General features: G+C 58.9%; 20 protein-coding genes and 1 tRNA gene. 9 read left to right on the top strand and 12 right to left on the bottom strand.

The genetic code is table 11. The features are described from left to right. Positions 1-11: 11 nt before the first annotated feature. The 11 genes from mnmG to FNT36_RS07020 form a co-directional block, all read right to left on the bottom strand. Positions 12-1,880: a tRNA uridine-5-carboxymethylaminomethyl(34) synthesis enzyme MnmG gene (gene mnmG / locus FNT36_RS07070; RefSeq protein ID WP_144845879.1), complete on the bottom strand. Its 1,869-nt coding sequence runs from the start codon at positions 1,878-1,880 to the stop codon at positions 12-14. A gap of 100 nt (positions 1,881-1,980) precedes the next feature. Then, positions 1,981-2,445, bottom strand: coding sequence for a GNAT family N-acetyltransferase (locus tag FNT36_RS07065; RefSeq protein ID WP_144845877.1), 465 nt, complete (start codon positions 2,443-2,445; stop codon positions 1,981-1,983). A 91-nt stretch (positions 2,446-2,536) separates the two neighbouring features. Further along, entirely contained in the window at positions 2,537-3,259 is a 723-nt protein-coding gene (locus FNT36_RS07060; RefSeq protein ID WP_233635742.1) for a GNAT family N-acetyltransferase, read from the bottom strand. Between the two features lie 36 nt (positions 3,260-3,295). Further along, complete coding sequence (gene ybeY / locus FNT36_RS07055) at positions 3,296-3,763, bottom strand: rRNA maturation RNase YbeY (RefSeq protein ID WP_144845875.1); 468 nt, start codon at positions 3,761-3,763, stop codon at positions 3,296-3,298. Further along, complete coding sequence (locus FNT36_RS07050; RefSeq protein WP_144845873.1) at positions 3,760-4,215, bottom strand: ATP-binding protein; 456 nt, start codon at positions 4,213-4,215, stop codon at positions 3,760-3,762. Before FNT36_RS07050 ends, ybeY begins: the two co-directional genes overlap by 4 nt. 182 nt (positions 4,216-4,397) lie before the next feature. Continuing rightward, positions 4,398-7,892, bottom strand: coding sequence for a DUF4175 family protein (locus tag FNT36_RS07045; RefSeq protein ID WP_144845871.1), 3,495 nt, complete (start codon positions 7,890-7,892; stop codon positions 4,398-4,400). A 113-nt stretch (positions 7,893-8,005) separates the two neighbouring features. Continuing rightward, on the bottom strand, positions 8,006-10,405 hold the full coding sequence (locus FNT36_RS07040) for an erythromycin esterase family protein (protein WP_144845869.1): 2,400 nt from the start codon (positions 10,403-10,405) through the stop codon (positions 8,006-8,008). 115 nt (positions 10,406-10,520) lie between these two features. Further along, the gene (locus tag FNT36_RS07035; protein ID WP_144845867.1) at positions 10,521-11,105 is read right to left on the bottom strand and encodes a hypothetical protein; all 585 of its coding nucleotides are present in this window, start codon (positions 11,103-11,105) and stop codon (positions 10,521-10,523) included. Positions 11,106-11,486: 381 nt separating this feature from the next. Continuing rightward, complete coding sequence (locus tag FNT36_RS07030; RefSeq protein WP_144845865.1) at positions 11,487-12,857, bottom strand: M56 family metallopeptidase; 1,371 nt, start codon at positions 12,855-12,857, stop codon at positions 11,487-11,489. Positions 12,858-12,859: 2 nt separating this feature from the next. Continuing rightward, entirely contained in the window at positions 12,860-13,225 is a 366-nt protein-coding gene (locus FNT36_RS07025) for a BlaI/MecI/CopY family transcriptional regulator (RefSeq protein ID WP_144845863.1), read from the bottom strand. A gap of 145 nt (positions 13,226-13,370) precedes the next feature. After that, on the bottom strand, positions 13,371-14,627 hold the full coding sequence (locus FNT36_RS07020; protein ID WP_144845861.1) for a TCR/Tet family MFS transporter: 1,257 nt from the start codon (positions 14,625-14,627) through the stop codon (positions 13,371-13,373). A 255-nt stretch (positions 14,628-14,882) separates the two neighbouring features. On the opposite strand from FNT36_RS07020, the gene FNT36_RS07015 reads away from it, so the two are divergent. The 9 genes from FNT36_RS07015 to FNT36_RS06975 all read left to right on the top strand — a co-directional run bounded on the left by FNT36_RS07015 (position 14,883) and on the right by FNT36_RS06975 (position 22,250). Then, a complete protein-coding gene (locus FNT36_RS07015) occupies positions 14,883-15,077 on the top strand; it encodes a hypothetical protein (RefSeq protein ID WP_144845859.1) in 195 nt (64 codons plus the stop codon). A gap of 130 nt (positions 15,078-15,207) precedes the next feature. Beyond that, positions 15,208-15,280, top strand: a tRNA-Met gene (locus FNT36_RS07010). 325 nt (positions 15,281-15,605) lie between these two features. Beyond that, complete coding sequence (locus FNT36_RS07005) at positions 15,606-16,694, top strand: acyltransferase family protein (protein ID WP_144845857.1); 1,089 nt, start codon at positions 15,606-15,608, stop codon at positions 16,692-16,694. A 145-nt stretch (positions 16,695-16,839) separates the two neighbouring features. After that, complete coding sequence (locus FNT36_RS07000; RefSeq protein WP_144845855.1) at positions 16,840-17,694, top strand: phosphatase PAP2 family protein; 855 nt, start codon at positions 16,840-16,842, stop codon at positions 17,692-17,694. 118 nt (positions 17,695-17,812) lie between these two features. Next, entirely contained in the window at positions 17,813-18,490 is a 678-nt protein-coding gene (locus FNT36_RS06995; protein WP_144845853.1) for a response regulator transcription factor, read from the top strand. A gap of 67 nt (positions 18,491-18,557) precedes the next feature. Next, positions 18,558-19,826, top strand: a complete 1,269-nt coding sequence (locus FNT36_RS06990; protein ID WP_144845851.1) for a sensor histidine kinase — start codon at positions 18,558-18,560, stop codon at positions 19,824-19,826. 48 nt (positions 19,827-19,874) lie between these two features. Continuing rightward, positions 19,875-20,366, top strand: a complete 492-nt coding sequence (gene moaC / locus FNT36_RS06985) for a cyclic pyranopterin monophosphate synthase MoaC (RefSeq protein WP_144845849.1) — start codon at positions 19,875-19,877, stop codon at positions 20,364-20,366. 36 nt (positions 20,367-20,402) lie between these two features. Next, positions 20,403-21,308 carry a helix-turn-helix transcriptional regulator gene (locus FNT36_RS06980; RefSeq protein WP_144845847.1) on the top strand — a complete coding sequence of 302 codons (906 nt, stop codon included), beginning with the start codon at positions 20,403-20,405 and terminating at the stop codon, positions 21,306-21,308. 114 nt (positions 21,309-21,422) lie between these two features. Then, positions 21,423-22,250 (top strand): SDR family oxidoreductase, encoded by an 828-nt coding sequence (locus tag FNT36_RS06975; RefSeq protein ID WP_144845845.1) that lies wholly within the window; start codon positions 21,423-21,425, stop codon positions 22,248-22,250. A gap of 5 nt (positions 22,251-22,255) precedes the next feature. On the opposite strand, the gene FNT36_RS06970 is transcribed toward FNT36_RS06975, so the two are convergent. After that, a complete protein-coding gene (locus FNT36_RS06970; RefSeq protein ID WP_144845843.1) occupies positions 22,256-22,672 on the bottom strand; it encodes a molybdenum cofactor biosynthesis protein MoaE in 417 nt (138 codons plus the stop codon). Positions 22,673-22,676: the final 4 nt, after the last annotated feature.

The following is a 22,676-nucleotide window of genomic DNA, read 5'->3' as shown; positions in this document are numbered from 1 at the left end:
AACTTATCCAATTACCTACCTAGGTACACCATCAGCACCGATACGTCGGCTGGGCTCACGCCGCTGATGCGCGAAGCCTGCCCCAAAGTTTCGGGCTGAATCTTGAGCAGCTTTTCGCGGGCCTCGTGGCTGAGTGCCGGCATGGCGCCATAGTTGAGGCGGCCTTGAATATGGAAGTCTTCGAGCTCGCGCATACGCTGGGCCTGCTGCTGCTCCTTCTGCAAATACGTCTCGTACTTGGTCTGGATGATGGCTTGCTCCTGGGCTTCGATGCTGAAAGCAGCTAGCTTTTCGGCCAACTCGGGCAGCGCAGCGGCTAGGTCATTCAGCTCGATGTTGGGGCGGCGCAGCAGGTTGAGGGCACGGGTTTTCTCATGAATCTCGGCCGAGCCGCGCTCTGCCAAGAAGCCATTGATAATCGCGGGCTCGATGCCAAATTTCTCCAGTACCGTGAGCACGGCGGCCGTGTCAGCTTCCTTCTGGCGCACGCGGGCTAGGCGCTCGTCCGAGGCCAGACCTAGGGCGTGGGCCATGGGCGTAAGGCGCAGGTCAGCATTGTCTTGGCGCAGCAAAATGCGGTGCTCGGCGCGGCTCGTAAACATGCGGTAGGGCTCCTCAGTACCTTTGTTGATAAGGTCGTCGATGAGCACACCGATGTACGCCTCGTCGCGCTTGAGCGTGAAAGCTGGCTTGTCGTGGGCGCGCTGGTGGGCGTTGATGCCGGCCATCAGGCCCTGGCAGGCGGCTTCTTCGTAGCCGGTGGTGCCGTTGATTTGGCCCGCCAGCCAGAGGTTGCGCACAGGCTTCGTCTCCAGCGTATTAGTCAGCTGCGTAGGCGGGAAGAAGTCGTATTCAATCGCGTAGCCGGGGCGGAACATCTTAGCGTTCTCAAAACCCGCAATTTCGCGCAGGGCGCGGTACTGCACATCCTCGGGCAGCGAGCTGCTGAAGCCGTTGATGTAGCACTCCACCGTATTCCAGCCTTCGGGCTCCACAAAAATCTGGTGCCGGTCTTTGTCCGCGAAGCGATTGATTTTGTCTTCTACGCTCGGGCAGTAGCGCGGCCCTAGGCCCTTGATGCGGCCCTGAAACATAGGCGACTTCTCAAAGCCTTCTTTCAAAATCTCGTGCACCTGCTCGTTGGTGTACGTGATGTAGCACGGGCGCTGCCGGGTCAAAGCGGGCGTGTCGAGGTACGAGAAGCGGCTTGGGTTAGCGTCACCATCCTGCACTTCCATTTTGGAGTAGTCGAGCGAGCGGCCATCCACGCGGGGCGGCGTGCCGGTTTTCATGCGCCCGGCCTCGAAGCCCAGCTCTACCAATTGCTCGGTGATGCCGTGGCTGTTTTTCTCGGCCGCCCGGCCACCGCCAAAGTTTTTCTCGCCGATGTGGATGAGGCCGTTCAGGAACGTGCCGTTGGTGAGCACCACCGTTTTGCTGCGAAACTCGATACCTAGGGCGGTACGCACACCTACGCAGGCGTCGTTTTCGATGAGCAAGCCGGTCACACCTTCCTGCCAGAAGTCCACGTTCGGAATCTGCTCTAGCGTGAGGCGCCACTCTTCGGCAAAGCGCATACGGTCGCTTTGCGCGCGTGGGCTCCACATGGCGGGGCCCTTCGAGCGGTTCAGCATCCGAAACTGAATCATGGTGCGGTCGGTGATGAGGCCCGACTGGCCACCTAGGGCGTCTATTTCGCGCACTATCTGGCCCTTAGCCACGCCGCCCATGGCCGGGTTGCATGACATCTGGGCGATGGTGTTCATGTTCATCGTAACGAGCAGCACCTTCGAGCCTAGGTTGGCCGCGGCGGCAGCCGCCTCGCAGCCCGCGTGGCCAGCCCCTACTACAATGAGGTCATATTCAGTATCGGAGAACATAAGAAATAGCGCTAAATGGTGGTCGTGCTCAAACTAGTAACCAGCACGACAACAAAAACTAGCTACAAAGTTCGCCACAAAACGATTAGCGCCGGTCCTTTTACTTTCTGCGCTCGCCTATGGTCTTTTGCATGCACACGCTGTTCTCGATGCCCACGTACTGCCCATAATTAGGAATGCGCCCATAGCCGACACGCTCATAGAGCCCGATGGCTTCGGGCTGCCGCTTGCCGGTTTCGAGTACGCAGCTAGTGTAGCCTAGCTCGCCGGCCCACTTTTCTAGCTCGGCTAGCACGGCTTGCGCCACACCCTGCCCACGGTGCGCCGGCTGTACAAACATGCGCTTAACTTCGACCGCATCGGCAGCGTAAGGCTTGAAGGCGCCGCACCCTACAGGCTCACTCCCTAGATAGGCCACTACCACATGGTTGAGCTGAGCAATAGTGTTGTACTGCGCGTAGAAACTATGCTCAGCCCCATCGCGGGCCGCTAGGTCTTGGTCGAGCAGCTGCACGAGCGCGCGAAAGTCAGGGTTTTCAGAAGTCGTGCGGACGAGCTGGAGCATGTTGGCAGAAATGCGATGCAGTAGGATTATGCAAAAGCGTCTGTCAGCAATGATAGATGCTAGTCACCAAAGCACGGATTTCATTTGAAAATTACTCCGCCTCCCCCAGCCAGTTATTCGGTAGCCAGCTAGGCAGCAAGATGGCTGACTGCCGAGCTACTAATTCCCAAGAAAAAGGTAGCCATTCGCTATTCTGAAAGTCAAACACCTCGGTGGCTTCGGGGCTGGCAAACAGCTTGTAATCGAACTTAGGGTAGCCGTGCACCAAATAGCCAGGATAGTAATAAGCCAGCTGCTGCTCGCGGGCGTACTCCGTCTTGAGGAGCATCAAATATTTCCCTAGGCTATGCTTGCGGTAGTCGGGGTCGTAGAAGTTGACGATGCCCGCAATGGTAGTAGTGCCTCGGTCGAAAATACCCGCCGCAATAAGCTGCTCGCCGTGGCGCACCTCAATGATGTAGGTGTCGAATACCGAATGCGTAGCCCCAGCCAATAGCAAGTCGGCCAGCGAGGGCGACGCGTCGAAGTCGATATAGGCGTGGTAGCGAGCATACAGCGCCTCATATTCCGCCGTAAGGCGAAAAGGCTTTATCGCTACCGTAAACTGCGCATTGTGCCGCAGCAGCCGGCGCTGCTTGCTGCCATAGTGCACCTGCGCCACCACTAGGCGCAGCCAGTGCACGGTGTAGATGCGCGGCCCTACCGGCAAAAACCGACAGGTAAACAGGTCCTGGTTCATCCGGTAGTAGCCCAGGCCCAAGTAGTAGTCCAGCACGTCGCCGGGAATGCTGGAGAGCGAAGGTGCCGAACTCATAAGACCAGAAAAGCCAGAGCTAACCTGCTAAAGCACCTAGAATCCGCGCAGTGACAAGCAGTAGTCTTCCTTGCGGCGCATAGCCGTTTGGCTCAACAAGTCCTTGTCGTGGTAACCTAGGAGGTGCAGCACGCCATGAATCATGACGCGGTGCAGCTCGTCGCGGAAACTGATGTCTAAGTCCCGAGCATTGTCGGCTACCCGCTCTACACTGATGAAGATGTCACCTTCGAGCACGTCGGCATCATCGGCATTATCGAAGGTGATAATGTCGGTGAGCGTGTCGTGGTTGAGATACTCTACGTTCAGCTTGTGTAGGTAGTCGTCGGAGCAAAAAATAAACGTCAGCTGTGCAATGCGGTACTCGTGCACCGCCGCAATGCGCTCAATCCACGCTACGAGGTCCTCGGCGTCGTGCAAGCCAAATTCTGGCACGTCTTCTACCACGAACTCTATGCCGGGCGCCTCAAAGTAGCGGACACCGGTAGCGAGGGCGTTGCTCATGCGGCCGCAGCTTCGGATGAGGTGGTGCTGGCTTCGGGCGACTCGGAGCCGGGCGTGAGAGCGAAGGTGAGCTCGACGCGGCGGCCATCGTTGCTGAACTCTACCTCATCGGCCAAGTGGCGAATGAGGAAGATGCCGCGGCCACCGGGGTTCTCTAGGTTCTCGGGGGCCGTTGGGTCGTCGAGGTTATTAAAATCGAAGCCTGTGCCCTCGTCCTCAATCTCAAACTTCAATTGGTTGGCGCTCACGTACAGCGACAAGTACACATTTTTGTCCTTGTCGAACTTGTTGCCGTGGCGGATGGCGTTGTTGACGGCCTCCGTGACAGCTACCATAATATTGCCGTAGATGTCGTCCTCAATGTGGAACGTGTCTTTGGAGTTGTCAATGAAGCTCTCCACGACGCGGATGTTTTCCACAAGCGACGGAATCTGAATTTTAACCTGCTTCATAAGCGGTAGCGAAAGGATAGTAAAGGCAGCGCGGAAATAAGAACGGCAAAAATAGGGTAATACGTGCAAAATTCAGGCAGGGCGTACTACGGGGTTTCACAACCACTTACGTGCAGCCTTGCCTGAATTTTATGAGTACGATTCGCTCCTTACGAAGCCCTAGGTGCAGGGTTACGCGGCGGCTACTTATTTTTTTGGAAGTACTCAGTCACCTTCTGCTGGTAGTACGGAGTAAAGGTAGGCTGCGCCCGGCGCAACAAGTCGGTTTGCTGGGTTTTAGCGGCGCCTTTGTACTTATCGAAAGCGGGTGGGAAAACCGGGGGGTGATTTTGGGCAGTCTGGGCTTCGCGCTTGGTATCCTGGTCGCGCTCGCGGGCCGACTTTTCGGCTTCAAGCATGCGCGTAAGAATCTGTTGCTGACGCTGAATGGTTTGCTCGGTGAGGCGCTTATTTACGAGGTCGGTCTCGGTTTGCTCCATCAGCTTTTTCATCTCGCCGGCGTTGCCGCCCTGGCCGTCTTTGCCCTCCTTGCCATCTTTTTCGCCGGGGCCTTCTTTCCCGTCTTTTCCTTCCTTGCCACCGCCGGGCTTGCCGTCTTTGCCGGGCTGCCCACGGTCGAGCTGCTGCATGGCTTGGCGCAGCATCTGCTGCTGGCCGGCCAGCTTGGCTAGCTCCTGCGAGAGGGCACGGCCGGTTTTGCCACTCTGCGAAAGCTGCTGAATTTGCTGGTTGAGCTGCTGCTGCATCTTGCTGAGGCTGCCGGGGCCGGGCGCACCGCCCTTGCCTTTTTTCTTGCCAGGCTTGCCGCTGCCGCTTTGCGGCTGGCCTTTGCCTTGCATCTGCTGCATGTCTTGTTGCATCTGCTGCAAGGCATCCGAAAGCATTAGGGCTAGGTTGTTCATGCTAGTCATGGCCTGCTGCTGCGTGGCGGTGGCCCTAGGCACGTCGCGCTGCTGAATGTGCCCTAGGGCCTCATTCATGCGGCTATTCATCTCGCCCACCTCGCGGGTCACGAAGCTCTTGATGCGAGGCTCACGAATGGCCAGCATCTGGAGCGAGTCGCGCACGATGCGCGAGTCGTCACCAAGCTTGCGCTGGGTTTGGCCGAGCTGCACAAAGCGCGGGTCGCTCTGGTCCACGGCCCGGAAGTCCTTCATCAGCTTCTCCTGGTCGAAGCTGAGCGTGACGAGGTTATCTAGGATGTCGCGTAGGTCGTCGATATTCTGCTGGGCCTTTTGCTCCTCGTCGTCGCTCATCTGGTCCTTCATCTTCTGGGCCATTTTCTTCATCCGCTGGGCGGCGGCTTTTTGGCTCTGGCTAGCTTTCTGATTCTGATTTTTATTCAGCTGCTGTTCACCTTCCTGCATGTCCTGGTCGGTTTGCTGCTGCTCGGGCTTTTGCTCGTCCATGCCGTTTTGGTCGCCCATCTCCTTGTCTTGCTGTTTCAGGTCTTGCAAGTCCTTTTTGAGGTCCTCAAACTCCTGGCGTTTCTCGGCCTGCTCCTGGGCTAGCTTCTGGTTTTCGGCCTTTTGCTGCTCGTTGCTGAGCTTGTTGTCGGGGTTGTTCTTGTCGTTCTGAGCCGTTTTATCGGCTAGTTTTTCCTCTTCCTTGGCTAGCTGCTCCAGGCGGTCGGCAGTCTGTTCGGCCTTCTGCTCAAACTGCATTTGCTTGAACATTTCGAGGGCGCGGTCTAGCTCTTTCTGTAAAGTGTTTTCTTTGTTTTCGAGCTGCTGAAGCAGCTTTTGCATCTCGGCATCAGGCTGCTTTTGCTGCTCCAATAGCTTCTGCAGCTTCTCGTAGAGCTTCTTGGTTTCGGGGTCGAGCAGGTCGTTCATCAGCTTTTTGAGCTCCTCGGCTTTCTTGGCCAGCTCCTCGCTTTTGGGGCTGAGCTGGTTTTGCTGCTGCTGCAACTGCTCAAACTTTTGCTGCATGGCCTGCACCTGCTGGTCGAGCTGAGCCTTCTGGTCGAGCATGTTTTCGAGCTGCTTGCGGTCCTGGTAGCTCATCTCGCGCTTGGTCTTGAGCTTGTCCTGGCTCTGGGCCAGCTCGCGCTCGAGCTGCTTGCTCTGCTTGGCCGCCGAGCTTAGCTGACTCGCCACCGAATTGGCCTGCGAGGCCAGCTGCTTGTCGAGCTCGCGAGTGCTAGGCAGGCGGAATTCCAGCGGCCGCGAGCGCGTGCTCTTGGGCCCATGGATGCCGTCATTGTCCACAGCCTCTACGAAGTACTGAAGCCGGTCGCCGGGCCGCAGATTCAGCGGCGCTAGGTTCCAGGTGTAAGAGTAGGTGCCGCCCGCACCGCTAGGCAGACCTAGGGAGCGGCTCACATATCCACCGCCTTTATTACCGCCCCGCTGCACCTGGTAGTGCAGCCGCAAAGCCGTAAGACCATAATCATCTTGCGCACTGCCACCTAGGGCCAGGTAACGGAGCGAAGTCGTGTCCGAAAAGGCCTCGACCGTAAGCGTGGGCGGTGCGTCGGGCACCACTGTAAGTTGGTAGCTGATGGGGTCGCGGTTGAGGCTGGCGGCATTTTGCAGGCGCACCTGGTAGGGCTGCGAGCGCAGCACCCGGCGCTCGGCCACAAAGCTTTCACCCGAGCGGGTGGCCGGCACGGTCTCGGCTGGCTGGTTAAATACCAAGCTTAGCGCCTCGGTGGCCGCCGTGCTGAACTGCCAGCGCAACTGGCTGCCCTCGGGCACGGTAAGGTTGCCGCCATTGCGGATAGTTTCGGCTGCCCGGCCGGTGTAAGCGGGGTACGTTACCTGCACCGCGAAGTCGCGCAAATCGGGCCGCTCTACTACCGTCAGATGGTATTCGGGCGATACGAAACCCGCCCCATTGAGCTGAAACGTGACATCCTGCGCTGGCTGCTCAAAGGTGTAGCGAAACGCGTCGGTCCGGCCGTTGACCTTAGCTAGTGGGCGCTCGGTGCCATCGGTGAGCAGGCTCACACTGGCGGGCAGGGCTTGGCCCGTCACGGCTACGTCGAGGGTGAAATTCTCGCCCTTGAATACGCGCAGCTCTTTATTTTTCAAGACAAAATCGAATGGCGCGGGCCGCGAATACTGGCGCTGGTAGTGCCAGATGCGGCTGGTGCCCTGCGTAATAAATGCCGGGTAGAATACCGACGCCAGCAGTAGCACGGCCAGCGGCGGCAGCACGTACTTCCACAGCGGGCGGCTCTGCTGCCCTAGGTCGATGCCCTGGGCAAACGACACGCCCTGTAGCTGGGCGGCGCGCTGCTCGAGGCTGGCTAGCAGCAGCTCATTGTCGCGGGCTTGGCCTTGCAGCTGCAAAGCATTGAGCAGACGGTCTTGCACCTGCGGAAACAGCTCACCTACCTGCCGGGCGGCTTGCTCATCGCTCAGCAAGCGGCGTAAGTTGGTGAGGGCAGCCAGGGGCTGCCACAGCCAGCGCCCTACTGCATACACGGCTAAGGCTAAGAAGCTGAACAGCAGCCCGGCACGCACGGCCGTGGGCAAATACAGGAAGTATTCGAGGGTATTAAAAACTACGAACAAGCTCAGCAGCAGCGCCGCAGCCACGAGCCCGCCGCGCACCAGCAGGCTGAGGTAAAACTTACGTTTATACGCTTCCAGCTCGGCCCGCACTTGGGCAAAAGCTGGGTAATTAGCCGAAGAAGCCCCGGCTGCCGCAGCCGGAGAAGACGCTACCATCGTCATAAGCAAAGCAAAATAGGCCGGGCGCGGGCCGCCCTAGGTCCGCCGCAACAAGTTACGCCCAGTCCGCCAACGCCGCCGGGGCGGCTACTGGTTCGCCGCCCATCCACCTAGGGCCGGGCCAGCTGCGGCACGGGCGTCGAATCGCGAATAAACAGCACGGCGTCGAACTCGCCGCGCAGGCTGTGCAGCATGTACTGGTTATGCGCATCGGCGTACCCAATATCGTGCAGCAGCTGGCTTTGAAACAGCCAGGCGTTGTCTTCGGTCAGCTCCAATTTGCTCAGGCCCAGCCAAGACATAGCGGGCCCCGTGCGTAGCCATGCCTCATACGAGCCGGGCCGCACCGCCGCCAGCGAGGCCGGCGCCCAGCGGCCGGTAAGCTCTTGCGCTGCAAAGCTGCCCTGCCCCAGCAACATGCCCAGCGCCAGGTAGGCTGGCCCTAGGGTGGCACGCAGCCATTCGCCCATCGGGCGTTCCTCGGGGGCGATAAACTTGGCCACGCTGCGATTATTTGCCCACAGTAGCAGCTTGCCGCCATACTGTTGGCTGAGGTAGTGTGCGTTTTCGGCCAGGCAGGCTTGGCGATAATTCTCAGCTGACCCTAGGTCGAGCCGCCGCCAAGTGGCGCCCTGCTCTACTAAGCGCAGATAGTAGCGCTGGCGAGCCAGTAGCTGCAAGCTCGTGGGCTGACCCAGCTTGGCCCGGGTGTCGAAGCCCGAGGCCAGTTCGCCCAGCAGGCGGCGCAGGGGTGCCAGCAGCGAGTCGCGCGGCTGGTCGGGGCGCTGGCGCACATCCAGTTCTTCAGCCGCGGGGTGACGATAATCAATAAGCAGCTGGGCTAGCTGCCGCAGGCGCGGCTGTGCAAAGTCGTCTTTGGCCTCTACTAGCTGCCCTAGGTAGGCCAGCGCCTGCTCGGGCTGCCGCACCTCAATGCCCGCTACTAGCAGCGGCGTGCTCGGGTGGGCCTGCTGGTAGGTGCGCAAGCTGCGCACGAGGGCGAGCACGGCGGGCGTGTGCCAGCCATCTAGCGCAGCCAGTAGGCGGGCTGGGTCGCCCTGGCCAGTGCGTAGGTAGTTATTCAGGGCTGCGCAGCCGGCTGGGCTGGCTTCGAGCAGCAAGCCGCTAAAGCCTTTTTGCTCAATCAGGTACTGACTGATACGAGCATTCAGGCTAAAAACTTCTTTCGAGCCGTGGGTGACTTCGCCCAGACCTACCAGCCGCGCCGGACCTAGGAGAGTGCCGAGTGCGGCCAGGTCAGACCCTGCCGTGGCGGGCGTGGCCAAGCGCAAGGGCTTGAGCACGGTGCGCAGCCAAGCTTGCTCGGCAGCTGTGGGCGGGGGTGGCGTGGGTGGGCCGGTGGGCACGTAGGGCTTGCCATCTAGCGCAAACGTCAAATTATCAAGCTCCAGCGCGCCCGGCGTGGGCAGCACCACGCTCAGGGCGAGGGCTCCTAGGTGGGCCGGGTCGGTGCTGCGGCTGAAAAGCCCTTGCAGCGGCACTTCAAAGGCAAAGCTCGTCCATTGCGCGCCGGGCGTGGGCAGGTTGCTGGTAGTGCCTAGGGTGTCTGCCTTCCAGGTGCCGCCGTCGGGGCGTGGTATAAAGGAGAGCAGTCGATAGCTAAAGCTAGGGGCAGGCCCCATATTAGGGCCGCTAATAAGTCGCCGCCAGTAACCCATCACCCGAAGCCGCTGGCCGCCTTGATTAGGAATAAGTCGCAGGGCTCCTAGGTAGGCAGCGGGGGCTCTCTGGCCAGGCGCACTGGCTGGCACCAGGCGCAGGTAGCGGCGGCCATGCTGCGGACTAGCACTATCAAGGGTAACCGTTGCGCCGGGCGAGTAGGCTCCCCCTAGGCGGGGCAAGCGCCGCTCAAAATCCCAGTTAGTGGTAAGCACTTCCGCTGCTGGCAGCAGCAGGGCGGCGGTGGCTGGCACCGGCAGCTCGGGTAGCGGCCGGCCCCGCACGCTTAGTTGCATATCGTCGAGCCACACCCGGCCACTACCGCGCAGCTGCATAGTTATATCAAAGCTATAGGCCACAGCACGCACAGGCAGCTGTAGCGCGAGGCGGTGCCAGTCGGCATTGGGCAGCGAGTCGATGGCGAAAGCCGACTGGCTCGTGAGGCCCGCAATGGTAGTGGCCGTGTTGCTAGCATTGAGCCGGATGGTACCCCGCCAGCCCTGCGTGCGCACCCACACGCTTACTGTCACGAGTTGCCCACGTGTCGAGTCAAGGGGCACCAGACTGGTAGATATATACGCCGCGCGAGGCTCAGCCGCGGTAGGTAGCTCCAGTCGCAGGCTGCCTCTCCCCTGACGAAATACCGTGCTATCAAACACCACTCGCCCACCTGGTGGTACCGTTTGGGCCCACAGTGCCAGCGGCTGGCCGTGGTTGGCGCGGGGCTCTAGCCCTAGGTTGATGTAGGCCTGGGCGCGGGTAATGAGACTTGCTAACAGTAGCCAGGCCAGCAGCCCACCACGCCAACTTAGTAGGTAAGAACTAGACATAGGAAAGGGTAAAAGCAAGGCAAAGAAAAAGATAGCCGAATCCTGAGCGAACGTAACGCCCAAAACTCAGCTATCTTTTCTGGTCGACTGCCCTAGGTGCCTATTAGCAGCGCAGTTACTCTTTTACGGGGTTGCCCTGGCCATCAAAAAAGAGTTGTAGGCGCTTGCCATCCTGCTCAAAAATGGTATGGTAACGGCCGGGTTGATTCTTGGCTGGGCCTACCATTTGCACCTTGGCAGTAGGATAGTTCTTGGTCATGTAGGCCTGCACGGCGGCGATGGCCGCCGACTGCTCGGGCGTAGGCCCTACCGTTGGTGCTACAGCTTCGATGCGCTTGCGCAGAGCTAGTACAGCCGGCGAGTTGACATTGGCTTTGGTCGTGACAACAAGCGTACCATCGGCCGAGCTAGTGCCAAAAATCTGTTGTTGCTGAGTGCCCTTCAACACATTGATAGAGCTGATGTTATCAGGCACAATCTTCCCCAAGGCATCCTTGTCAGCTTTCTGACCATCAATATAGTAAGTTACATTTTGTGGGATAGGCGGAGCGGCCGGGGCGGGCGTGGGCGCCACCTGGGCGGGCGTGGGCGCCACCTGGGCATGGGCGGCCGAGTGCCCTAGGGTCAGGGCCAGCATGAAGGGGGCGGCCAGTAGGTAGCGGCCAAGTTGGGAAGCACGGGAAGCTGGTTTGTTTAGCATGACAAAGCGATTTTTGAGAATGAGAAAAGAGAATTATGCGGGCCGCTGTTGGCGTGCGAGGCTACTTGGCTTGGGCTAGTATCACGCGCCTCACGTCAGGGTCCTGGGCGTAGGTGGCGGCTTGCTAGTTGTCCAGTACCTCTAGGTGCGTCATAGACGGAGGGTCAAGCTGCTCAATGACTTTCTTGGTCGAAGGCTTCGCGTTTAAATAATAGCGGGCCGCTTGCATTTGGGGGAGAGGCGCCGTCGAAACCGGCTTGGCCTACTGTTGCTCGCAGTTACCTAGGCACAATGCAAGTGCAGTAATGCAGCTAGAGCGCTCGTAAGTAGTCGGGTTTATAGAAAAGCTAAGGATGTGAGAATTCAAAAACGGATGGAATATTAATGGCGCTCTTCGGTTAAAAAATCTCCCTGTGGCGTAAGAAAGACATAAAATGGTCGCTTCCCTTCGGCTAGCTGTACCCGGTATTGCACGCCACTATTGCTCACGCGTGTGTACTTAGTCACAGCAATCACTCGGGCGCTAGGGTAGTTCTTAGTGATGTAGGCTAGGCCCTTGGGCGCGATAGCATTTACCTCAGCCGGCTCCGAGGTATAGATTGGAGCAATGGAGTCTACCCTATTGTTGAAGGCTATCACCTCCGGAGTTGCTGCCCCTGCTCTAGTGGTGATAAAAATCAATCCTCGCTTGCTAGCCACTGGGTCAAACTGCTGGGCCTGCTCGCCCTTCAATACATTGATACTGCGGATATCATCGGGGTTTAAGCCTGCCAGTGGCGCGGTCGTAAGCGGCTCGATGCGCTTGCCATCAATGTAGTAAATTGGAATTGGGCCCTTGGCGGGAGGTCCGTCGAGGACGATAGTAGCTGGCGCCTGTGCATAAGTCCCTGTATACCCTAAGGCCAGCGCTATCACAAGCGGCGCAGCCAGCAAATAGCGGCCGAGCTGACCGGGGGTAGAGGCCGGTTGGTTGAGCATCGTGATGCGATTCTTGAGGGTAAGAAAGGAGAAATGGAAAGCCAAGGCTGGCGCAGGCACGCCACCGGGCTGCTGGTGCAACAGGCTGTATTGGTAGGCGCGGCGGTCGAGACCGGTCTGCAACGCAGCGTGGTCTGCCAGGTATTCGAGGTTGTCGAGCACGGCGCGGCGCAGTAGCCAAGCGGCAGGATTTAGCCAAGCCAGGGCTGTGGCTATCTGCGCCACTAGCACATCTAAGGTGTGCCCTTGGCGCACATGGGCCTGCTCATGGCGTAGCGCAGCAGCTAAGTGCTGCGTATCAGCCAGGGTACTGTCACTCAAGTAAATGTCGCTACCGAAGGAAAATGGACCGCCTTCGCCCGCCAGCCGGCGCACCGGCTGGCCCAGCACTACCACGGGCTGCGTGTGGCGCCGCACCCAGGCTAGGCTGAGCAGCTGCCCTAGTAGCCTCAGTAGCAGCAGGCCCGCACCTAGGGCATAGGTGCCCAACACTAGTAGTTGCCAATTGAGAAATGGGCTGGCTTCTAGGTGCGCAGTCTCGCTGCCCGCACCTGTAGCACCTAGGACTGTAATTGGCAGTGCCGGCAACGCCACAGCGGGCAGCAGCGCAGGTACGGGCAAGGCCGGATACACCGCCGCAAAAACCAAGGCCACTAATAAGTACACCCGATTCAGCCCAAAGAACGTGAGCCGGCGCAGCAGCCCGTAGTACGCTGCTGCAAAGAGTGCCAGCACCACGTTGGCCTTCAGCAGATAGAGCAAAGCGGCTTCCATAGCTACTCGGGCTTTTGGTTCTCGATGAGCTTGATAATCTCTTGCAAGTCAGCAGCACTAACTTTTTCTTCTTTCGCAAAAAAGGAAACGAGCTCCTTATAAGAATCGCGGAAGTGCTCGCGTACTAGCGCACCCAGCGAGCGGCGCTGGTAGTCCTCGGCGCTTACCAGCGGCGTGTAGCAGAACGAGTTGCCTAGCTTCTCGGCGCTGGCGTAGGCTTTGCGCTCTAGGTTGCGCAGCGTTGAGGCCAGGGTAGTGTAGGGAGGGCGCGGCTCGGGCAGGTGCTCGAGCACATCTTTCACAAAGCCGGGGCCAGTGCGCCAGAGCGCCCGCAGGGCATCTTCTTCGGGTTGGGTGAGGCGTTCCATAAGAATATTTACGATTTTTTCGTAATACTACGATTTTTTCGTAAATAATCAATAAAAGGTTGCCGACGCCTGAAAGCACAAGGCATAAAAAGAGCCTTTACCATGCAGGGCAAAGGCTCTTTTTATGTCCTGAAAATATTTTCGCTTAGCCGTGTGCTTCGGCTGGGCTTGGCACTACCACGGCCGCATCGGCGGGCAGCCGGCGTAGTGTGCCCGCGGCTACTAGCAGTGCTAGTAGGGTCAGAACGGCCCCAGTCAAGAAGGGCGCCCCTGGGAAGTAAACCGGTGCCGTCGAGCTCGTGAACGCCGCAAACAAATTAGTCATGAATAGCGGCCCTACCACGCCCGTAGCGCTGATGAGCGACGTGAGCGCACCTTGCAGCTCGCCCTGCTCAGAAGCTGGCACCTGCCCCGAAATGCAGCCCTGTAGCGCCGGCCCCGCCAGCCCACCTAGGCAATAGATACCCGTGATGGCAAACATCATCCAGCCCTGCGAAGCAAACGCGTACAGCACGAAGCCTACCACATAAAACAGCAGCCCTAGGGTAATAGCGCGGGCCGTGCCAAGCTTGGGGATGAGCACGCGCACCAAGCCGCCCTGCACAATAAGCGCCCCCAGGCCCACCGCGCCCAGCGAGTAGCCAATGAGCTTCTCATCCCAATTGAATTTCAGAATAGAGTAGAAAGTCCACACCGACTGCGTGGCCGAGCCAGCCAGGTACAGCAGCACCAAAGCGACTACCAAGCTGATAATGGCGGGGTACTTACCTAGGCGCAGTAGTGAGGACACGGCATTGGCTCGCGCCCACTCGAAGGGCCGCCGCTGGCTGGTAGGCAGCGACTCGGGCACCAGAAAGAAGCCGTAGAGAAAGTTGCATAAGCTAAGAACGGCCGCTACCATAAAGGGCACCCGCGGCCCAAAGTGCGCAAATAACCCACCTAGGACCGGCCCAATGATGAAGCCCAACCCAAAGGCTGCCCCTACCAGCCCAAAGTTTTGGGCCCGCTTCTCAGGAGTGCTCACGTCGGCGATGTAGGCCGTGGCGGTGGTGAAGCTGGCCCCCGTTATGCCCGCTATAACGCGCCCCACAAAGAGCCAGGCAATGCTCGGCGCCAAAGCCAGAAAAATGTAGTCGCACCCCAGCCCCAGCAGCGAAGCCAGCAGCACTGGTCGCCGTCCGTAGCGGTCGGACAAGCCGCCCACCACCGGCGCAAAGAAGAATTGCGCCGCCGCGTAAGCAAACGACAGCCACCCCGCATACTGCGAGGCCCGGCTCACGCCCTCGCCCGTGAGCTGCTCGATGAGCGTGGGCAGCACCGGAATGATAACCCCCAGCCCGATAACATCGATGAGAATCGTGACGAAGATGAAAGCCAGTGCGGCCGGGCGTTTGGGCGACATACCAGATAAAGTAAAAAAACCTTAGCAAATATTGCTAATAAACCTGGCTGCTAGCCTGGTTGCCTGCCACTGCTTAGGGTGCGCGGACCTAGGTCAGTGTAGCTTAATCGCGTAAGGCCTAGGTAAGTGTCAGGGTGCTTAGCCGCACAGTAGTAGCGCTAACGCAGCACCTTTAGCCCGGACATCCGTATCAAGCTTATTGCCGCTTTCGGCTTGTCCACTCTTCCCCTTCAACACCTTTCATTTCTTCATTACATGAACCAGAAACGCACTTTCGGCAGCATTCTTACCATACTCGGCATCATTGGCATCATTATCGGGGCTTTGGGCTTTTTGGGTATCGGCGGCCTGCACCTAGGCAAAATGAACTCTATTGTGCCCTTTGTTGTGGGTCTCATCTTCTTTTTCTCTGGTATCAACCTGGTAAAGACTACCAGCGACCGCGCCTAAAAATAGGTTGGATGGGATGTAGTAAAAAATAAAGCCCTTGCTAATCAGGTAGAAATGCTAATAGAAGCGCTTTTTTCATCCAACCCCTTGCCATTCCAGAAATTCATCCTACCTTTGCACTCCCAAACAATGCGGGGTGGAGCAGTTGGTAGCTCGTTGGGCTCATAACCCAAAGGTCACTGGTTCGAGTCCAGTCCCCGCTACTAAGCAAAAGGCCGTCTTCTTACCGAAGACGGCCTTTTCTTTTTCATAAATCTACGGCTTCAAAAGAGCGGTACTATCCATAAAACAATGGCATCTGAGTCACACTGGGTAGTGTCACTAGGGCTGCTTATATATTTTATTCAGTTAGCTGGGTGATGCTTACGATTATAGGGTAATATTTCAGAACCTAGACTGAATAGTACGTTCGCTTTTTATGAATAGGATATATTTTAATTAAAATTTGATTCTTCGTAGGAAAACTACTGCCTTGCGGCATTGTTGAGGTCTGAGTCCACGAAACAACTGGCTCACCTACGTTTGCACATGGAGCCGGAAGTACGCCAAAAACCAATCCGATACTACGGAATAGACCTGCTACGCTTTCTGGCCGCATTGGCGGTTGTGCTTTACCACTTCACCTACCGTGGCTTCCATGCCGACCACCTCAGCCCGGTAGAATATCCACGGCTAGGGTCCTTTTTCAAATACGGGTACCTAGGCGTCGAACTGTTTTTCATCATCTCGGGGTACGTGGTATTGATGTCGGCGCAGGGCAAGACGGTCAACCAGTTTTTTATTTCCCGCGTCACGCGGCTTTACCCAGCCTATTGGGTGGCGTGTACGCTCACGTTTTTGGTGGTGTGGCTGCTAGGGCCGCGGCCGCAAGCGGCGGGCTGGTCGCCCATACTCGCCGCGTCAGTTCAGGCCTACTTGCCCAATATGTTGATGCTAAATGACTTCATGGGCTATCCGCACGTAGATGGTGTGTACTGGACGTTGACCATCGAGTTGCTGTTCTACTTCTGGATAGCAGTAGCCATTGCGTTCGGCTGGCTTCGACATTTGCCGCTGGTGCTGGCTGTGTGGCTGGGCTACGCGGCGCTGGCTGGCACGGGCTATGGCAAGGGCATCTTTATGATTGTTCTGTTTCCGCGTTTTGCTCCGTTCTTCAGCGCGGGCATGGTATTTTATCTACTCCAAACTAATCAAGGACGGCGCTGGCAGCTGTATGCGCTGCTCGCCGGGGCCTTTGCCTTGAGCATGCGCAGCGGCAAAACTGTAGCAATGGAGTATGCTACTCTATTCCAGGATGCATTTTCGGTACCTCTCGTTTGTGGCGTCATCGCCTTATTCTTCGGGCTCTTTCTGTTGCTCACGCACCACAAGTTTCAGCTGCCTCATAGGGCGTGGCTGGCGTGGGCGGGCGCCCTCACGTATCCTATCTACTTGCTGCACCACAATATGGGCTACATCGTGTTGCAGCGACTAGGTAGTAGTGTAAACAAGCACGTGCTACTGGCAGGAATGCTGTTGGCCCTAGGGGGGCTAGCCTACGGGCTGCACACCTTAGTGGAGCGGCGCTACAGCAGGCCCCTAGGGCAGCGGTTGCAGCGGTTATTGGCGCGAGCGTAGGATACCGGCGCACTGCCAGTATAGCTACTCAACAGAGGCTGCTGGAAGATTTTAACTAATTAATAATCAAAAGATATTGCTTGAATAGCGATTCTTTTGTAGGCAGAGAGGCAAAGGCGAGCACCGTTTTACCGTAGAGGGCAGCATGTCCTCTTTTACTACTTCTATAGCTGCCCGTGCGCGTCGTTCGTGGGGGCTGTCGTGCATGCTGGTACTAAGTGCCTGGCTAGGGCTGGCCCCGGTTGCCCAGGCCCAGGTGCCGCTCAACCCGGCGGCGCCGGCCGCGGCCGATACTACGCACAAATACGAAAACCCCGCGGGGGTATCGTCACCCGTTAAGAAGCCGTTTTTTAAGAGCAAAGTCTTTAAGGCGGCCATCGTGCCAGCGGTGCTTATTGGCTATGGCGCCTACACCTTCAATGGGGGGGGCTTCTACACCAACCAGGAGGCCCGGCGCGACATCCACCGGCTGTTTCCTAAAAACGATAGCCGTATTGCCGACTACCTCATTTTTGCGCCCTACGTCGAGCTAGGAGCCGTGGCGCTGGCCGGGGTACAGTCGCGCAACGACCGCATCAACGTCTTGCTTATCATCGCCAAAAGCGAGGCCATTATGCTCAGTAGTACCTTCATTGTGAAGGCCTTGAGCCACGAAGAGCGGCCCGATGGCTCCGACAATTTATCTTTTCCATCGGGGCACACGGCGCAGGCTTTTTTGGCGGCCAGCATTGTGCATACCGAGCTACGCGACAAAAGCCAGTGGTACGGCATTGGGGCGTATACGCTGGCTACTGGCGTAGGCGTGCTGCGCATGGTGGTCGATAAGCACTGGCAGAGCGATGTAGTGGCGGGCGCGGGCTTCGGCATTTTGTCGGCGCACTTGGCCTACCTCACGCACCGTAACCGCTGGGGACGCAAGGCCATCGGGCGCGATGTGGGCGTGATGCCCACCTTTTTTGGCAGCACTCCCGGCCTCACGCTCACTTGGCGGCCTAAGTAGGCAAGGTGGAGACCTAGGGGATGAACTGGGACGGATAACAGAGGGAGCTACAAGAATCCTTTAGATTTCCTGCCGTTTTTCACGCATTCACCCCTTCCCTTCCCACCCACCTACTCACATGAAACTACTTCTTGTTGAAGATGAGCCGGCGCTGCGCAGCACGCTCATCGAGTCGCTGCGACAGAGTGGCTACGTCGTTGAAGTCGCCCCCGATTTTGTCCAGGCCTACGAAAAAATCCGGTTGTATCGCTACGACTGTGTATTGCTCGACCTCACCTTGCCTGGCGGCAATGGCCTCGATTTGCTACGTGCCCTCAAGGCCGAAAACCCAGCGGCGGGTGTGCTCATTCTCACAGCCCGCGATACACTCGAAGACCGGGTGGCGGGCCTCGACCTAGGGGCCGACGATTACTTGGTCAAGCCCTTTCACCTGTCGGAGCTCAATGCCCGGCTGCGAGCCATCATTCGGCGGCGGCAGTTTCAGGGGCAGCATCACATTGTGTTTCGCGACTTGCTGGTGTGGCCCGAGCGGGCCGAGGTGCTGGTGCACGGCGAGTCAGTAGCCCTCACCCGCAAAGAATACGACCTGTTGCTGTATCTGCTGGCCAATCCTGGCCGGGTGCTCACCAAAGAGGCCATTGCCGAGCACCTCTGCGGCGATGCCGTAGACACGGCCGACACGTTTGATTTTATCTATACTCACCTCAAAAACCTGCGCAAGAAGCTACAGGAAAAAGGTGCTGATAACTATATCCGGACGATGTACGGCGTTGGCTACAAGCTAAGTGGGGAGTGAGGCAGAAGGCCAGTCAACGGCTTTTGCCCTACCTTGCTCGTGCGCCTGCCATTTACTGTTTTCTTGAATGAAGCTCCTCGCCGCCACCAATCGCTATTACCTAGGCTTGGTGGCGGTGCTGTTTGCGCTGGCGAGCGGGGCGCTGTACTACGGCGTGAATGCAGCGCTGCGCCATGAAGTAGATGAGCAGCTCGGTTTGCACAAGCGGCAGATAGCGGCGCTGGTACAAGCTGGGCAGCCACTCGTGTCTACCCCCTTTGCCGACCAGTTTGTGGTGAGCGCCCGGCCGCGGCGCCTGGGCCTGACCGATACCATCTTGCGCGACAACAACGAGCACACGTGGGTGCCCCACCGGCAGCTTACGTTTCGGCTGCAGGCCCAGGGCCAACCTAGGTGGGTGACACTGCGCAAGTCGCTGGTCGAAACCAACGACCTGCTGGCTGTGGTGCTGGGCATCATGCTGGCGGTACTGGTAGTGCTGATGCTGAGTGTATTGCTGCTTAATCGCTGGCTGAGCGTGCGGCTGTGGCGGCAGTTTTATCACACCCTGGACGCCCTGCGCCGCTACGATTTGCAGCAGCACCGACCACTGGCCCTGCCTAGGCCACGCATTGAGGAGTTTGCCGAGCTAAACCTGGCCGTGACCCACCTAAGCGAGCGCTTGGTGGCCGACTACGAAAACCTGCGCGAATTCACAGCCAACGCAGCCCACGAAACGCAGACACCCCTGGCCATCATGCAGGCCCAGCTCGAGCAGCTGCTGCAAGTATCTGCCCTGAGCGAGAATCCCACTGCAGCGCCGCTGCTGGCCGACCTGTACGGCGCCACGCGCCGTCTGTCGCGCCTGCACCAGGCCCTCGGGTTGCTCAGTAAGATTGAAAACCGGCAGTTTGCCAAGGCGCAGCCGCTCGACCTGGCCGCCGTGCTCGACGAGAAAGTAGACCAACTAGCGCCCCTGCTAGAAGCTCGCGGGCTGCAGCTGCACCGGCACCTGGAACAGGCCCTTGTGCTAGCCATGCACCCAGGCCTAGCCGATTCGCTGCTGCACAACCTGCTGTATAATGCCATCAAGCACAACCAGCCGGGCGGCGACATTACGGTGCGCCTCAGTGCCGAGGCCTTGGAAATCAGCAACCCCGGCCCGGCCATTGAGGGCGACCCTAGCCGATTCTTTGAGCGCTTTCGCAAGCACCACGCCGCTACTGAGTCGCCGGGCCTGGGCCTGAGCATCGTGCAGCAGATAGGCGCTTACTATGGGTTCGCGGTTACCTATTGCTACGCGGCGGCGGGGCAGCGCCATACGCTGCGGGTAGCGTTTCGGCCCGCAGCAGCCTAACTGCCCCTAGGTGGGCTACGTACCTTGCAGCAATCTTACGCTGCTCTCATGTCCGATTTAGCTCCCAAGCTCACCCACCTCAACGAAGCTGGCCAGCCCGCCATGGTCAATGTTGGCCCGAAAGCCATGACGGCCCGCCTGGCCCGCGCCCGCGCCCGCGTGCGCCTCGGGGCCGATATCCTGGCCTTGGTGCAGGCCGGCGACTTGCCCACCCGCAAAGGCCCGGTGTTTCAGACAGCCATTATTGCGGGGGTGATGGCCGCTAAGAAAACGGCCGACCTCATTCCGCTCTGCCACCCCCTAGGGATGGACGATTGCCAAATCACCATCGAGACTGTGCAGCCCGACAGCTTGGTAATCGAGTGCACCGCCCGCGTCACCGGCAAAACCGGCATCGAGATGGAGGCCCTGACTGGCGCCTCCGTGGCTGCCCTCACCGTGTACGACATGTGCAAAGCCATGTCGCACGATATTGTGATTGAAGAAATTAGACTGCTGGATAAAACCGGTGGCAAGTCTGATTTCCATCACGCCGACTAGCGTGCCCTAGGTGCTGCCAGCTAGTTCTTTTGCGCCATGATTGGGCTTCAAACCTTAGCAGCGTTTTACGCCGACCGGCTGCCCCTGCTTCAGCCCGATGGGCTGCGGGGCGGGGCTTTCAGCGCGTGGCGGCTAGAAGATTTTCTCGCCGATATGGCACTGGTGGGCGTGTATAGCCGCAAGGATTTTTACAAAATAACCCTGACTACTGGGCCAGCCACCTACCTCTGCGCCGACCAGCGCCTGACACTGGCCCCCGGCGAGCAAGCCCTGGTGTGCACCAATACGCAGGTGCCCTACACCTGGGACGTGCCCGCAGATGGCGCGTGCCGCGGCTACTGCTGCGTGTTCACCGAGGCATTTTTGCCCGCTCACACGCACCTGCGGCCAGCCGACTGGGCCGTGTTTGCGCCCGACAAGCCCGCATTTTTTCGCCTCACGGCTGCCCAGGCCAGGGCGTTTGGCGAGCTGTTCGAAAAGATGCTGACCGAGCAGGCCTCAGACTATCCTTACAAGTACGAGCTGCTGTACCACTACCTCATGGAGTGCATTCATGGGGCACTGAAGCTGGAGCCCGTGGCCGAGCCACACGGGGCCACGGCTGCTACCCGGCTGGCGGCGGCCTTCGGCTCATTGCTGGCGAGCCAGTACCCCATCATCACGCCCGCGCGGCAGCTGGCGCTGCGCACGCCCCAGGCCTTTGCCGACGCCCTGGCCGTGCACGTCAACCACCTCAACCGGGCCCTGAAAGCTGCCACTGGCAAGACCACTACGCAGCTGCTGGCCGAGCGCCTGGTGCAAGAGGCACGCACGTTGCTGCGGCATACCGACTGGCCTATCAGCCACATCAGCCACTGCCTGGGCTTTGAGGAGCCGACGCATTTTACCCGTTTGTTTCGCAAGTATGCGCACTGCTCGCCGTCGTCGCTGCGCTCGGTTTGATTGGGGTCAGCATCCGTTTGAATCGTATTAGCCGGCCCCTGGCCACCTAGGGGACCTTTGTAGTGCCTTCGGGGAAGAGTTTTCCCGAAGGGCTTCACCCCTACTTTCTCTTTCATGAAAACGTGGTTCATCACAGGCACTTCGACCGGCTTCGGGCGCCTGCTCACCGAAAAACTCTTGCAGCGTGGCGACCGGGTGGCCGCCACTGTGCGTCAGCCCAGCGCGCTCGATGCGCTACAAGCGGAGTACGGCGACCGCCTCTGGGTAGCCGTGCTCGACCTTACCGATACCGCCGCCATTCGCCAAGTAGTTGATGCGGCCTTTGCCGACCTAGGCCGCATCGACGTGGTTGTGAGCAACGCCGCCTACGGCCTATTTGGCGCCGCCGAAGAAGTAACCGACGAGCAAATTCGCCACCAGATTGATACCAATCTCATCGGCTCGATGCAACTCATTCGGGCGGCCCTGCCGCACCTGCGGGCGCAGGGTGGCGGCCGGCTCATGCAGGTATCGTCGGCCGGCGGCCAAACGACTTATCCCAATTTTAGCCTCTACCACGCCACCAAGTGGGGCATTGAAGGCTTTGTTGAAACGGTGGCCAAGGAAGTAGCGCCTTTCAACATCGAGATAACCATTGTGGAGCCTGGTGCCACGCCCACCGGCTTCGGCACGGGCCTAGTGAGCGCTCCTGCTATGCCCGAATACGACCAGACGCCGGCCGGCGACGTTCGCCGGGGCCTCTTCAATGGCGACTTCCCCATTCCCAACGATGCCGATAAAATAGCGCAAGCCATGCTCGACTCGGCTAGCCAACACCCGGCCCCGCTGCGCCTAGCGCTCGGCCCTGATACCTACGCCGATGTGCGCGCCGCGCTGGTAGCGCGCTTGGCCGCCCTTGATGCGCAGCAAGACCTAGCCCTGTCGGTCAAGGCCGATGCCTGAGCTACCTAGGGATGCGCGGCGACCCACACGGTACCGTCTTCGTACTCCTCTTTCTTCCAGATGGGTACGACTTCCTTCAAGGTGTCGATGATGTACTCGCAAGCAGCGAAGGAGTCGGCCCGGTGGGGCGTGGACACGGCTACTACTACCGCTACATCACCAATTTCTAGGGTGCCGTGGCGGTGCGAGACGGCTATTTTGCGTAGCATGGGCCACTTTTCCTGGGCCATCTCGGCCACGCGGCGCAACTGGTGCAGGGCCATGGGCGGGTAGGCTTCGTAGTGCAGGCGCACCACGCGGCGGCCCTCACTGCGATTGCGCACTGTGCCGATAAAAGCATTAACGGCCCCGGCTTCTTCCGACTCGGCGGCTTGCAGCACGGCCGCTACATCAATGGGCTGGTCGGTGAGGTCGATTTGCATGAAA

The sequence above is a fragment of the Hymenobacter setariae genome (assembly GCF_007713685.1).
GTDB lineage: Bacteria > Bacteroidota > Bacteroidia > Cytophagales > Hymenobacteraceae > Hymenobacter > Hymenobacter setariae.
Note: the sequence above shows the minus strand (reverse complement) of the source record. Positions and strands in the feature narration are given on the sequence as shown.